Consider the following 14,629-nt stretch of genomic DNA (forward strand, 5'->3'; position numbering starts at 1 on the left):
AAAATCTACAATTTCACGTATATTTGACATAAGCCTTAGTTTTGAGTATAAAATTATCTTTTTATTGTAGCAAGTTTGACTACTTCTCGAACTAAGGCTCTTATTAATACATGGATACTTTTTGGTGCAGGTCTTCCACAGGCTCAGACTAACAATCGCAAAAAGATTGAAACGATAGCAGGACTACCGTAACCAAAGAATTACTGACACTGCTTTACCCTTAAATTCCCTAAAGTGGACTTTGAATTTACGAATGAGTTTAAACCTTCTACCTTACGCCTTCAAACCCTCAACCATAATCACTATCTTTGTGCGCTATGGCAAAATCGTTCGAAGAATTTAAGTTAAACAGGCAAATTTTAAATGCAGTTGCCGATGCAGGTTACACCGTTGCCACGCCAATACAAGAAAAAGCAATTGCTCCAGTATTATCAGGACAAGATATTTTTGGCATTGCCGAGACAGGAACAGGGAAAACCGCGGCTTTTGTTTTGCCAATTTTAATGCAATTGAAATACGCTCAAGGCGAAAATCCGAGGGCTTTGATTTTATCACCAACACGAGAATTGGCGATGCAGATTGCCGAACAAGTGAAGTTATTTTCTGTTTACACAGATTTACGTTCCCTTGTAATTTTTGGAGGTATTGGTCCGAAAACGCAAAAAGAACAGATTGCAAAAGGTGTTGATATTTTAATTGCCACACCTGGAAGATTTCTTGATTTATATTTAGCTGGAGATATTAATACACAGAGCCTAAAATTTTTGGTGCTGGATGAGGCAGATAAAATGATGGATATGGGTTTTATTGGCTCCATTCACCGGATTTTAGAAATCGTTCCGCGGAAACGCCAAAACCTGTTATTTTCGGCAACGATGAGTGATTTAGTGCAAAAAATTGCAGGAGATTTTTTGAATAATCCATTGGTAATCGAAACATCAACACAGGCTACCCCAGCAGCCAATGTTACACAAGCTTTATATTACGTTCCAAATTTTAAGACTAAAATTAATCTTTTACAGCATTTGCTGAAGAATGATGAGGCTTTCTCACGACTGATCATTTTCTGCAAAACCAAAACGGTTGCAGATAATATTTTTAGTTTTATTGAGCGAAGATACGGAGCAGAAAATGTTCGTGTAATTCATGCCAATAAAGGACAAAACACAAGAATCAATTCGATAAATAGTTTCAAAGAAGGCAATATTCGCGTTTTAGTGGCTACTGATGTTGCCAGTAGGGGAATTGATGTAAGTGATGTAAGCCATGTGATTAATTTCGATGTGCCGATTATTATTGAAGATTATGTACACAGAATTGGCCGTACGGGTAGGGCTTTCGCTAAAGGCGACGCCATTACTTTTGCAACAGATGCCGAGAAATATTACATCCGGAAAATTGAAAAATTAATTCGCCAGTATATACCTGTGGCAGAAATTCCTGAGGGTGTTTATATTGATGAAACGCCTTATGAAGAGCGTCAGCATATCGCGAAAGAGATTGATATGCAGAAACGTAAAGAAGACCCTGATTTTAAAGGTGCTTTCCATGAGAAAAAACACGCTGCAGCAATTGATAAGAAAGCGAGAGAAAAGGCAAAAGCAAAAGCTGGGAAAGAAATTAAAAGCTTTAAAAAGGGTAAAAAATTCGATAAGAAAAAGTAATGAAGCTGAGGATTACGCCTTTAAATATAATTGGAGCTGTAGGATTAGGTTTAGCAGTTTTTAATATTTTAAGTCAGAAAGAAAGTGCGCCACGGCATATAGATATGAGCGGTTTTTATTTGCTCATTCTTGTGTGCCTGATTCTTGTTACATTTATTACCGATTTGATTTTTCGTTTCACACTAAAGGATTTGAAACGGATTTGGATTGTTGAATCGATCTTTATCTTGATTACCGTGATCCTAATGGTCATTATACAAAAGTTAGCGTAATGCAAGAGTAAAAAAATCTAAGTATTCCATTCAACCGTATAATCAAATTAAAAAAAAAGCATCTTTGCTCAAAATTTAACCAGTGGTATCTCCACAATCAGTGAAAACATAGTATGAAAACAGCAGAAATAAAATTGACGGTTGAGCTAGATGAAGCAAATAATCCAGATAACATCCTTTGGGAAAGTACAGATTCTGAAAGTGCTGATAAAGTGCCTGCAAAGGCGATGTTTTTATCGGTTTGGGATCATAATTACAAAAATACTCTAAAAATAGACCTTTGGACAAAGGATATGCCTGTTGATGAAATGAAACGTTTCTTCTACGAAACTTTACAAACCATGGGTGATAGCTTTTTGAAGGCTACAAACGAAACTTTAATAGTTGAAGATTTACGCGATTACTGTGCGCATTTTGCCGAGAAAATGGGCATTGTTGAGGGGCAGTAGTTTAGAAGTTAAAAGTTAAAAGTTAAAAAAATAGCCAAACAAGTTAGTCAATTTTTGTTTACTCTAACCAACTAACCAACTAACCAACTAACCAACTAACCAACTAACCAACTTAAAAACCAAACAAAAATGTTAATACTAAATAAATTTAGAGCTTGGGTGGGCATTTTACTTTGCGTTATTGCAAGTTTCTGCCCGATGTTGAAGGTGCCGATTAAAGGTAATTGGAACCTGTATCAATCTGATGCCCGTTTGTTTTTAATTACTTATGCGATTATTGCAATTGCAGTACTGATACTTTTTATTAGAAAGGCAGGCGCATTTCGCTTTATGAGTTTTGTAATGGCAATATGGTACGTTTTAGCTATAGGAGCTGTTTATTTTACAGCAAATAATTATACAAAATATGGTTTCGCGAATAAACTAATTGGTAGGGTAGTACATTTCCAATGGGGATGGATTGTATTTTTAGTGGGTGTTATTTTTATGGTTTTTAGCACTAAACGCGGCGAAAAAATTATTGCTCAAACCACTAATCTTTAAACTGTGAAGTAAGCTTAGCTACTTCATATCCTTTGGCCTTACAACGGGCAACAATTTCATCATGAGTTTTTTTCGGCATTGTCTGGTTACGACTCATGATGAATAAAAATTTATGGTCTGGATGACCAACAACTACATATGAATAATCTTCAGCAAGCTCGATAATCCAATAATCTACCTTTATAGGCCAGATAAATTGAGCTTGTAATTCACCATTATTTCCTTCTTCCGAAGGGAACATTTTAGAATTTCTAGAGTACACCTTCTCATCATTTGGCTTTTTATACGTGGTTAACACATTATAATATCCCTCTTTGTTCAAAGTATATTTTGTTGTAGTTTCTCTGCTTCCTTTATCAAAAATAGTTGGAATAGAATATAATGAATACCAGGTGCCCGAATATTTTTTTAAATCCAATCTCGTCACGGGTGCGTTTTTTTCGATTGGTAAATAATTTAAAAGGATAAGAAAGATTGTGCAAATCGTTTTCATAACAGCAGTAAGTTTGATTATACTTACGCAATCACTTTATCTATGGTTCCAAATTGTTATAAAATAAGGAATAAATAAATCCAGTCCACTGCTTTTAAACAATAGCCAATTCAATTAATATTCTCCTATTTAATGGATGATCAGGTACTTGAGGAATTATCCTTAAGAGCTGCTACTTTTATTGAAACAGGAATCGCTGAGACATAACTAATCAGCTATAAAATAATCTTCAACGTCATCTTCTAATGGTAGATAAAGTCTTTCCCATTCGTTGCCGTCTAAAGTTTCCCAAGTGTGTCCTTCACCAGAGGTATCTGCAGCAATTAGGATAATTCCAGGTTCAATGATGAAGTTTGTTCCATTGCTAACGGTAAACTTCAGTTTTCCTTTAAGTGTAATAACATATTGCCTGCGTGGTGCTGGGTGGATACTGTGTTCCAGCGAAATGTCTGTTTGAGCAAAAAAATAATTGGTATTAATATGTTGCCTTATCGGGATTCTTCCCGTTTCGAAATCGCATTTTCCCTCTTCGATATTTATCAAACGAACGGCTTTTAAATAATTTGGAGTATCGGCTTTATCTAGTTTTGTATTCATGCTAAAATTTTAATTCTGTCTGTCCTTTTAGGGCAATTTCTCTTTCGTGTTGTAATAACCATTGCTTTCGCCATAATCCGCCAGCGTAGCCAACCAATTTACCATTACTGCCAATTACCCTATGGCATGGAACCACAATAGCAATATTATTTTTACCATTGGCTGCAGCAATAGCCCGAATAGCCAGCGGTTGATGTGCCGAAAACTTGGCGTAAGAAATGGTGTCGCCATACGGAATGGCTAATAAATTTTGCCAAACACCTTGCTGAAAATCGGTTCCTTTTTGTTTTATCGGGAAGTCGAAAGCCTTTAAATCGCCTTTGAAATAATTATCAAGCTGTTTAGCCACGCTTTTGGTCAGGTCGTTGTCCGTTAATCCAGTGATGTCTATTTCTGCAAAAGTAATGGTGTACACGAAATCATCATCTGCTAAGACGGTTATTTTGCCGATAGGTGATTCGATGACTGATGCGTAGTTCATAGTTGTTTTTGCCACGGAAGCACAGAGTTCACGGAATATAATGAATTAATATCTATACAGTTAGTAGCAAAATCGCATATAATTTTTCTGTGTATTCCGTGTTTCCGTGGAAACATAATCTGCGGCTAATGCTTTAAACAAAATTACAACAATACAACAAATTACCCTCGCAATATTTATCAATAAAAGTATCTTTGCGGTTATGCAACTGGCCAAAGAGGTTAAATATCTAATCCACAAGGAAGTACTGTTAGAGTGGCGCTCCAAATATACCATTAACGGCGTGTTGCTATATGTAGTTTCTACAATTTTTACATGTTATTTATCATTTGTAAGCCTCGGCGATAAGTTAACCTGGAATGCTTTATTTTGGGTAATTATGCTTTTTGCATCAATTAACGGGGTTTCTAAAAGTTTTTTGCAAGAAACCAAAGGCCAGCAGCTTTATAGTTATATTCTAGCAAGTCCTGCTGCGGTTTTAATATCCAAAACAGTTTACAATACCATTTTAATGCTGGTTTTAACAACTATTGCATTGGGGTTTTATACTTTGGTTTTCGATAGTTTCACTCCACCCGATTTACTTTTATATTATGTGGCGGTAGTGATGGGGAGCATTAGTTTTTCAACGGTATTTACCATGGTTTCGGCCATTGCCAGCAAAGCGGGAAACGGCGGAATGTTAATGGCGATTTTAAGTTTTCCAATCATCATTCCTGTGCTTATACTTTTAATAAAATTAGCCAAAAATGCAGTTGATGGCTTGCCATGGGAAAATAGTTACGACGAAATCGGCATGTTGTTTCTGGTAAATGTATTAACCGTTGCAACCTCATTATTGCTATTTCCTTATCTTTGGAGAGACTAATAAATGGAAGATGTAAAATGGATGATGGAACAAAAAAACCAAACAACCAATAACTAAAAAACGAAAATAATGAATAAAACTTGGTGGAAAATTTTAGGTTCAGTGCTGGTAATTTATACTGCAATTGCAGGCTTGTTGCTTGGTGTGCCTCGTTTGCCTATTTTAAATGAATCAATCAGGAATTTATATTTCCACGTTCCAATGTGGTTTGCCATGATTGTGCTGTTCTCGATTTCTGTTTTTTATAGCATCAAATCGCTAAGTTCTATGAGTGAAATTGATGATATCAAAGCCGTTGAAAGTGTAAATGCAGGGATCATTTTTGGTTTGTTGGGCTTAGTAACAGGAGCCATTTGGGCAAAATATACTTGGGGACAATTCTGGAGTTTCGACCCTAAACAAAATTTTGCAGCCATTTCTGTTCTGCTCTACTTTGCTTATTTAATTCTTCGCAATGCGATAGATGAGGAACAGAAAAGAGCAAAAATTTCGGCCATTTACAATATTTTCGCTTTCCCGATGATGGTAGTTTTACTCTTTGTTTTACCACGTTTAAAAGATTCGCTGCATCCTGGCAATGGCGGTAACCCTGGTTTTAATAGCTACGATTTAGATAGCCGCATGCGCATGGTATTTTACCCTGCATGTTTAGGTTGGATATTAATCGGTTACTGGGTTTACACCATCCGTTTCAGATTACGTTCTTTAGAAAACAAACAACAACACAATTAGACGATTGAGGATCAAGGATCAAGGATCAAGGAGAAAAGGTTAGTCTTACAATCATTATTCGTTTGCTTTTCAACATTACAACCTTGATAATAACCTTTCAACATTTAAACATTTCAACACACAACAGAATCAAAATGAAAAAGATATTCTTCTCATTATTATTTATGCTGACAACCATACAATTATTCGCTCAAGATAAAGGTGTAGAAATGGCAGATAAGCTGCGTAGCGACGGTAAAATTTACGTTGTTGTGGCTTGTATAGTCATTATTTTGCTTGGTTTATTGGCTTACCTTTTCTCAATCGATAAAAGATTAAAAAAAATCGAAAAAGAAAACCTACCTAAAAACTAACTTTAAACGGTTTAAACCTGTTTTTCTCTGCAATTAGGATTGGTGTTGGCTATACACTAAGTCTTTTTTCATTTGGATATATGCGGTTTTTTTAGGCAATTTTGCGGCATACTTAATTCATAAAAAAGAAATAATGGCTAATCTAGCAGACGAGAACAAGTTTTTTGCAGATGTATGCAAGAACTTTGACAGTGCGGCTCAATTCACCAATCATCCGGAAGGTTTATTGAACCAGATTAAAGCGTGTAATAGTGTGTATCGTTTCCAGTTCCCAATTCGTCGTGGAAATGGTTTCGAAGTAATCGATGCTTGGCGTGTAGAACACTCGCATCACATGAGCCCTACAAAAGGTGGTATTCGCTATAGCGAAATGGTAAATGAAGATGAAGTGATGGCACTTGCAGCCCTAATGACATACAAATGTGCCATCGTAAACGTTCCTTTCGGCGGTGCAAAAGGTGGTATCAAAATTAACACCAAACAGTATAGCGTAGCCGAGTTAGAAACCATTACCCGTCGTTATACTACAGAACTTATCAAGAAAAACTTTATTGGTCCTGGTATCGATGTTCCTGCTCCAGATTATGGATCGGGTGAACGCGAAATGAGCTGGATTGCAGATACTTACATGACTATGAATCCTGGTCAGTTGGATGCTTTAGGTTGTGTTACTGGTAAGCCAATTGCCTTGCATGGTATTCGTGGAAGAAAAGAAGCTACTGGCCGCGGCGTGGCTTATGCGGTTCGCGAATGTGTAGATGTTGCTGAAGATATGGCTAAAATTGGTTTCAAAGCTGGTTTAGGCGATAAAAGAGTGATTGTTCAGGGTTTAGGTAACGTGGGTTACCATTCGGCAAAATTCTTAGCAGAATTTGGCGCTACAATTGTTGGTTTGTGTGAGTATGAAGGTGCAATCTACAATCCCAATGGCTTAAACGTTGATGAGGTTTTTGCACACCGTAAAAATACCGGATCAATTTTAGGCTTCCCGGGCGCTACAGATTTTAAAAACTCGATGGAAGGTTTAGAGCAAGATTGCGATATTCTCGTTCCTGCAGCGTTAGAAAATCAGTTTACAGAACTTAACATTCGCAATATTAAAGCAAGAATTATTGCTGAAGGTGCAAACGGACCAACAACTCCAGAAGCTGAAGCAATCTTTACTGAAATGGGCGGTATCATCATTCCAGATATGTATTGCAACGCCGGTGGTGTTACGGTATCTTATTTCGAGTGGTTAAAAAACCTATCTCACGTAGCATTCGGCCGTATGGAAAACCGTTATGCAGCTAATTCAAATGCCAATTTGATTGCTACTTTAGAAAACTTAACGGGCAAAACCATCCTTCCAGAACACCGTTTAATGATTGTTAAAGGCGCTTCTGAAATTGAATTGGTAAACTCTGGTTTAGAAGATACAATGATTCATTCTTATCATGAAATTCGTGAAACCAGAATGGTTAAACCAGACACAAAAACGTTAAGAACTGCAGCTTTTGTAAATTCAATTGATAAAATTGCCGTTTCATACATGAACTTAGGCGTTTGGCCATAGCCTAATTGCCGTCATTGCGAATCTCGATTTTTCTTCGAGATGTGGCAATCTCATTCGAAAGCGTTGTAGAATTATCTACAGCGCTTTTTTATTTTGAAAACGTAGGGTTCTATGTTTTGTAGGTTAGGGTTGGCCCCGCTTTCGTTCCAATCTTTTGTTAATGTCAGTCTAAGCTTGTCGAAGACCTGCATCAAAAGTATTTCCACATCAATCGGGTTTAAGATCAACGGTCAGTTTAGCAAATCTAGTATAGGCGGTCGTCATTGCGAAGCACAGTTTATCCCGACTATTTCGGGAAAGCAATCTCATTTAGATACTATTCACCTCAATTAGATTGCCACGAAACTATGAAAAATAGTTTCTCGCAATGACGACCCCCTCAGAATGTTATCAATAATGTAAATCTTGAAATACTAACACACAAGCGGCAACACGTACATCTGCGATTAAAATTAATCACCTTAATCTTGCGAAGAAATACTCAATTCCTCCAAATCCAATCGCCACTCTTCTTTCCTGATAATATCATCATCATAATTCTTATTGCTCTTTAAATGATGCAATTCATCCCGTTGAACCTGAATTAAAGCGAGCATAATTTCATGATAAGCCTTCAAATCAACTTTGTCTATTTCACCATTTTTGAAAGCTTTAAGTGTATCCTTTTTTTCTATTAAAGAATGTTGTAGTTCGGCCTTTAAATTAACCATTAATTCGTTGTGGGTACATTGGTATTGGTAATCTGCTTTCAGTTTATCCAGAGAAAGATCAATTAGTTTTAATTTAATCTGACTGGTTTGTTCCTGCTCAGACAATTTATGTTTTGGTTCTGGAATGTTTAACCATTTAATAAATAAGGGCAATGTTAATCCCTGAACCACCAAGGTTACAAAAATAACCACGAAGGTGATGAACAATATTAAATTACGTAATGGAAAAGGAATCTGCTCGGATATCATTACCGGAATTGATAATGCAGCCGCCAGAGAAACAACACCCCGCATACCTGCGTATACAATTACCAAGGATGAATGCCAAGTCATATCTTGATAACGCACTCTTGATTTTTTGTTAAATAAACTCGTTATTCTTGCAGTTGAAAATAACCAAATAAAACGGACTACTAAGGCCAAAACGCTTATGCCAACACCGTAACCAATCGCAGTTCCAATTGGGTAATCAGGACCTAAACCTGCAACAATATCTGGTAAGGCTAAACCAATTAAAATAAAAACAACTCCGTTGAGCAGAAATATCAGTGCAGACCAAACAGAAACTGTTTTAATTCTTGAGCTTGAAGTTAGGATAACGTGTGATTGACTGGAAAGCAACAATCCACCCGAAACTACAGCCATTACACCAGAACCTTCAAAATGCTCGGCAACGATATACATAAAATACGGTGTTATTAGCGTCAGTACTGTATCTATATTTTCAGTAGTGGGCAGCCAACGGTGTATTGCATAAAATATTCCACCAATAGCCAAACCAACCAAAATACCACAGCCAGCAACAGAAACAAAATCGATGGCTGCCTCATGCATTACGAATGTTCCGGTGGCAACAGTGGCCAAGGCAAATTTGAAAACAATTAAACTGGATGCATCATTCACTAAGCTTTCTCCTTCTAAAAGAGAACTGACCATTTTTGGGATTTTTAATCCTTTAAGCACTGCCGCCGCGGCAACGGCATCTGGTGGTGAAACAATTCCGCCCAATAAAAAGCCCAATGCTAAGGTAAAACCAGGAATAAAAGCAACTGATGCATAGGCTACCGCAACCGAAGTAATGATGACTAAACCAACAGCCATTAGAAAAATAGCGCCTTTATATTCCCAAAAATCCTTCCACGAAGTAAACCAGGCAGCTTCGTATAACAACGGAGGTAAGAAAAGAAGAAAAACTATGTTCGGATCTATTTTCACATGTGGAATACCGGGGATAAAGCCAATAATCAAGCCTGCTAAAACAAGAAAAATAGGATAGGAGATTTTTAATTTTTGCCCAACCATAACCAATAAAGTTACACCAAGCAATAATATGAGAATTAAGATTAGATTGTCATGCAGCATTTTGAAAGAAGATTCAGTAATTTATATGAAGGAAATTTTGGATTAAAAATAGGAAACTATTTTGATGTATAAACAACTTGCATATACTTCACAGCATTTTTAAAATCTGGTAGAGTGAATTAATTTTATCATTCTTGAAGCTTAGATCGCCAGTAATGTTCACTTTTCTATTGCTTATTGCTTTACCTTTAATTTCTAGTTTTTGTAAATTTTGAAAGTATCTGGTGATCAATGGAAAATTAGCTTCCCGCCTTAATTTAAGGAAATTAATATTCAAGCCTAAAAAATCATCGCTTTGAATCATGGCACTTTTGGTTTTGGGGTTTTTACCAGTACTCAATAGAAATTGTTTGTTCATTTTAGATACATAAACTTTATACAAAGGAAAAAACGATTTATTGATGGTGCCACTATTCAGATTAATCACATCCTTTTGATCCAAGTAGTTTTGTAAACCTTTAGCATCAGCATCAATCCCGACTGTAATATTCGGAATATTGATTTTTTGTAAAGTCACTTTTTCAACCTTTTCAAAATCATCATTGTATTCGTAAGTAATGATTGAATCGGTTTGATTTAAGGTATTTAGCCATTCAAAATCTAAGTAACCCCTGTAATATTTCAACACACTATCCTGATGTAATTGGGTATTTTTGATTTTAAGAGGATTACTGTGCAAAGCCTTTAAATCTGCATTCATCCAAAAGCTAATGGTGCTTGCATTATCAAATTTTTTATGTGAAGGTTTTTTAGAAGGAATTATGGCCTTAGAAAGAAACGTATAATCGAATTTAACAGTTCCACTTTCAAAATTGATGTAAGCTTCATTTGAGCAATTGCTGAATGCGATATGCTGTGTCGATTTTGTTAAGTTGCTAAATTGACTGTCGCTAATTGATGTGTTATTTTTTTGATCTAATATATCATTCAATGTTGAATTAAAATTTGCAGCCATACCTGATATTGCAACTGCTGCATAATCCTTATTATACAAAAGAGCAACATTGCCCAATTTGGATTTAGCTAAATTTATTCCATCCTTTTGCTTAACTATGTTGAATTGAAGAACGTTCTTTAAAAAATTTTCAAACTTCTTAACGTCATCGATTTCCAATTTAGTAAATAGCGCAGTGTTAGGTTGATTATCAATTGAGTAAAGATAAATGGCAGCAGAAATGCTTAAACCGTGATCAAAATCCTTTAATTTTGAAGTGGTATCCTTTTTTAAATCTGACTTAAAATAATATCCTGGGTTAGCAATCATATTTTTTGCCAAACTTTTGTAAATCTCATCAATGCTGATTTTTATTAAAGAAGTTGCATTTTTAGGTATCGATATTTGATTGGCTTTATACTGCCTATATTTAAATGTGCCAACAAAAAAAATAAGCAGCGATAGAATAAGCACTGCTGTTATTTTCAAAAATTTCTTCATCAAATCAGGCTAATCATTTATAAATAGATTAATTTGTTCGCAGCTCAATTTTTTAATTTATTAAGTCAGTCTTCGGATGAATATTTGCATCATGCTGATATTCATCCGATGACTATCGCTAAAAAACTCTCAATAAAACTAAAAATGCCCAAATAATTATTTCGATGCATTTTCAATCAAAGTGAATAAATATTTTAAGGCATTTTCATGTCCGTTTGGAATTTCTGCACTAATATCGGCTGAAACTACATTGCCTTTTATCGGGTTCGATTTCATATAAATATTCCCCATTTTGCCCAAGGTTTCGTTAAATTTCTTTGCAGTTTCTTCACCACCAATTTCTTCAGTTGGTACTTTTCCAACCAGGTTTTTCGCGTTGAATAAGAAACTGAAATTGTTTTTTGCCAAAAGTGTTTTATGTGATTTGCTTATTGTAGGAGCAAAAGTGTTGTTGCTTATGCTTTGCATTTCTGTTAATGAATTGCCAAAGAAAACCATTCCATCTTTGATCATAAAGTAAATGTCAATCGGACTTTTCTTCTCTTCGATTTTATAAATGTTATTGTTTACGGTAACATAATTTTTGTTCATTCCGTATTTAATCAATTTATTCATCAGTCGGTTATCTTCTGATGAAAACATGAACAAGAAATCAGGTAGCGTTTCTTTTTTGGTTTTGGTAACTTCCTTGCGATTGTAGTCATCATCATAATCGTAAGTAGTGTAGGTAACATCTCTGGTATTTAATCCGTTAATTACGAACAAAGCATCACCTTTTATTACTTTGCTTACAGCTTCCTCATCTAACAAAAGTGAAAACAAATCGGTTCCCAGTTCAATTTCTTCGTCCATATTTTTTCCTAAAAATGAGCCATAAGTCTGTTTCAACAGTTTAGGAAATTCTTCTAAATACGCTTTTGTGTCAATGGAGTAACCCATAAAACCAATCGCTTTTCCGCTATTAATATATTTCAGGAACTTTTTATTTAACTTTCTGTTCATGATTTTTTTGTAAGCATCAGCTTGTTCCTTAGCCAATTCCAAACCTGTAGAAATACGGAAGCTTTTATCATCCATAAAAAGTTTTGCGCTTAAACTGCCGTAGCCTTTCATTAAGCCCGATTTGCCGTAGGTGCCAAATTCTGGAGCAATAGAACTATATGCATCCTGCAAGCTAGAAACCCAAAGTTCTGCGATAGCTTTATTGTCCAAACTTGCGGAATATGATTTATTGGCTTCTATAGATTCATAATTGGAAGTGAAAATCTGATCAGCTTGTGCGCTCATCCACACAAAGGCCAATTGCTTTTTCTTGGCATCTTGCTCGGCTCTTTCTTTTTGGTATTCGTCGTATTGTTCATCAGGATTTCCGGTTTGGGTCATTATTGCGGTACTATCGCTTGTATATCCTTCTTGCGCCACGGGAACATCCAAAACCTTATATTCTTCAAATTCTTCTACTTTTTTAGCTTTTGATGCAACTTTTTTCTTTGAGGATTTCTTTTTCGCTGACTTTTTCTTGGATGATTTTGGTGTTGAAATATTTTTGCTTTTTTTAACGGTTTGCTTATTCGTCGGAGGATCAACTGTCCATCCCTTAGCTACTGGTGGCGGCGGGGCGATAACAATATCAAGAACTTGATTTTGTGGAGTAGTGGTATATGTCGAATCAACCATTGCGACTGCACTATCTGCTACCGATACATCATAATTATTTTGATACCTGATTTCCTTAATCCCGTATCGGGCAGAATTTGCAGAATCGGCAAAAAAACTGCCTCTAATACTTCCCGTAACAAAATACATCATATTGTTATTCCACTTGATGATACTTGTGCTATCTGGCAAAACCATTGTTCTCACATCGCCATTTATGTAGATTTTCTTATCCTTTTCATTTATCAGGCTTTCAAATTTTTTAACATCTTTTAAAGGGATTAGAAAACAGTTGTAACTAATACTATCACTCAATTGATTAAAGTAATACATGTTTTTCTCCAGATTAATCCCGAAATCTTCAATTGAGGTTAAGTTCTGATCGAGTGATTTGGAGGTTTCAGTGAGTAATTTTTTGCCTAAAAAAGATTCGTTAAAATCTTTTACAAACATCAGTTTGAAAACATTGTCGCCTTTTATAGTAGCAACGGTGAAGGCATTTGCCGGAATCTTCTTAACTAAATCTTGAGCGTAATTTAATTTGGTAAGAAGTAGGAGTGAGATTGCAATTAGAATTTTTTTCATTTTATTTAGATAGTTGTATTTGATTGGAAACATTAATTTTTCCATTGATTAAATCCATTACGCTACTTTTAAGCATCACGGCTTTTTTTGATTTTGATAGGTTTGATGCTGGATTACTGGTACTTGTTACAGTGAATTCAAAACGATATATGCTGGTATAGTTTGCACCGTTAAAAACTGCTTTATCCTGGCTTTTCAGTTTATTAAATTCTGTTTTTGCTGTAGCAACCGGCTGATATTTTCTTGAAAAAACTTTAGTGGTTTTATTGTAACTGTAGCTCGAGGTATTGGTTGCCTTAATTTTTTGCTTGGCCAATATGTTTTTTGTGATATTATTTATATTGGCTACATCCTTAAAGGTAAAACTAATTGTTGCGATGAAATTATTAAAGTCGCTAGTGCTTTTAACATTTGATATACCTTCTGTTTTGCGTAAATAAGCAACTGCATCATTCAACTCTTGCTGGATTTTTTGTTTGCTTGGAACTTTATATCCTTGAACACTATCCAATAGCATTATAGAGGCTACTTTGGTTTTGCTCTGACTTAAATTAATCGTTAGCAATACATCTCCCGTACCATCGTTTCGCAGGGTGATTTCTTCTATTACTTGAAAACATGAGCTTAATAGAGGTATTAAACATACAAACACAGCTAAAATGTAAAACTGCTTAAGTTTCATATTAATTTTTTTATGGTATAACGGAATGTATTTGGGGAATGATCTGATGCCTCAAACTTAATCAATAAAGGCGGAATTTTTAAGAAGTTTTAATTTTCCGTGGGGTAATCCATGTTAAAAATCCAACAGCGGCAAAAGCTAATTTTTCAATAGATGAAAGGCTTTTGTATCACCAACTAAATAGGCCATAAC

Annotated in this window: 14 protein-coding genes; 7 read left to right on the forward strand and 7 right to left on the reverse strand. The window is 35.5% G+C overall.

Translation table 11 applies throughout. The annotated features are described in order from the left end of the window. Positions 1–317: 317 nt before the first annotated feature. The 3 genes from LUA91_RS18660 to LUA91_RS18670 all read left to right on the forward strand — a co-directional run bounded on the left by LUA91_RS18660 (position 318) and on the right by LUA91_RS18670 (position 2,928). The gene (locus tag LUA91_RS18660; protein WP_231427623.1) at positions 318–1,664 is read left to right on the forward strand and encodes a DEAD/DEAH box helicase; all 1,347 of its coding nucleotides are present in this window, start codon (positions 318–320) and stop codon (positions 1,662–1,664) included. A gap of 385 nt (positions 1,665–2,049) precedes the next feature. Continuing rightward, the gene (gene gldC / locus LUA91_RS18665; protein WP_231427624.1) at positions 2,050–2,385 is read left to right on the forward strand and encodes a gliding motility protein GldC; all 336 of its coding nucleotides are present in this window, start codon (positions 2,050–2,052) and stop codon (positions 2,383–2,385) included. Positions 2,386–2,514: 129 nt separating this feature from the next. Continuing rightward, complete coding sequence (locus LUA91_RS18670) at positions 2,515–2,928, forward strand: hypothetical protein (RefSeq protein WP_231427625.1); 414 nt, start codon at positions 2,515–2,517, stop codon at positions 2,926–2,928. Here the strand turns inward: LUA91_RS18670 and LUA91_RS18675 are convergent. From LUA91_RS18675 to LUA91_RS18685, 3 genes are all read right to left on the reverse strand, one after another. Continuing rightward, positions 2,918–3,421, reverse strand: coding sequence for a lipocalin family protein (locus tag LUA91_RS18675; protein ID WP_231427626.1), 504 nt, complete (start codon positions 3,419–3,421; stop codon positions 2,918–2,920). The genes LUA91_RS18670 and LUA91_RS18675 overlap by 11 nt on opposite strands. A gap of 207 nt (positions 3,422–3,628) precedes the next feature. Then, entirely contained in the window at positions 3,629–4,018 is a 390-nt protein-coding gene (locus tag LUA91_RS18680) for a hypothetical protein (protein ID WP_231427627.1), read from the reverse strand. A gap of 1 nt (position 4,019) precedes the next feature. Then, positions 4,020–4,499 (reverse strand): methylated-DNA--[protein]-cysteine S-methyltransferase, encoded by a 480-nt coding sequence (locus LUA91_RS18685; protein ID WP_231427628.1) that lies wholly within the window; start codon positions 4,497–4,499, stop codon positions 4,020–4,022. Between the two features lie 202 nt (positions 4,500–4,701). Here LUA91_RS18685 and LUA91_RS18690 point away from each other — a divergent pair, with 202 nt between their 5' ends. The 4 genes from LUA91_RS18690 to LUA91_RS18705 all read left to right on the forward strand — a co-directional run bounded on the left by LUA91_RS18690 (position 4,702) and on the right by LUA91_RS18705 (position 8,007). Then, positions 4,702–5,367, forward strand: coding sequence for a heme exporter protein CcmB (locus tag LUA91_RS18690; protein WP_231427629.1), 666 nt, complete (start codon positions 4,702–4,704; stop codon positions 5,365–5,367). A 69-nt stretch (positions 5,368–5,436) separates the two neighbouring features. Then, positions 5,437–6,099: a cytochrome c biogenesis protein CcsA gene (ccsA, locus tag LUA91_RS18695; protein ID WP_231427630.1), complete on the forward strand. Its 663-nt coding sequence runs from the start codon at positions 5,437–5,439 to the stop codon at positions 6,097–6,099. Positions 6,100–6,233: 134 nt separating this feature from the next. After that, entirely contained in the window at positions 6,234–6,452 is a 219-nt protein-coding gene (locus tag LUA91_RS18700) for a CcmD family protein (RefSeq protein WP_231427631.1), read from the forward strand. A 133-nt stretch (positions 6,453–6,585) separates the two neighbouring features. Further along, positions 6,586–8,007 carry a Glu/Leu/Phe/Val dehydrogenase gene (locus LUA91_RS18705; protein WP_231427632.1) on the forward strand — a complete coding sequence of 474 codons (1,422 nt, stop codon included), beginning with the start codon at positions 6,586–6,588 and terminating at the stop codon, positions 8,005–8,007. A 461-nt stretch (positions 8,008–8,468) separates the two neighbouring features. Here the strand turns inward: LUA91_RS18705 and LUA91_RS18710 are convergent, their stop codons facing one another. The 4 genes from LUA91_RS18710 to LUA91_RS18725 form a co-directional block, all read right to left on the reverse strand. Further along, entirely contained in the window at positions 8,469–10,079 is a 1,611-nt protein-coding gene (locus LUA91_RS18710; protein WP_231427633.1) for a Na+/H+ antiporter, read from the reverse strand. A gap of 88 nt (positions 10,080–10,167) precedes the next feature. Continuing rightward, the gene (locus LUA91_RS18715) at positions 10,168–11,514 is read right to left on the reverse strand and encodes a DUF4836 family protein (protein ID WP_231427634.1); all 1,347 of its coding nucleotides are present in this window, start codon (positions 11,512–11,514) and stop codon (positions 10,168–10,170) included. Between the two features lie 156 nt (positions 11,515–11,670). Beyond that, positions 11,671–13,755, reverse strand: coding sequence for a hypothetical protein (locus LUA91_RS18720; protein ID WP_231427635.1), 2,085 nt, complete (start codon positions 13,753–13,755; stop codon positions 11,671–11,673). A 1-nt stretch (position 13,756) separates the two neighbouring features. Beyond that, positions 13,757–14,437 (reverse strand): hypothetical protein, encoded by a 681-nt coding sequence (locus LUA91_RS18725; protein WP_231427636.1) that lies wholly within the window; start codon positions 14,435–14,437, stop codon positions 13,757–13,759. Between the last annotated feature and the right edge of the window lie 192 nt (positions 14,438–14,629).

It is taken from the genome of Pedobacter sp. Leaf250 (assembly GCF_920984735.1).
Taxonomy (GTDB): domain Bacteria; phylum Bacteroidota; class Bacteroidia; order Sphingobacteriales; family Sphingobacteriaceae; genus Pedobacter.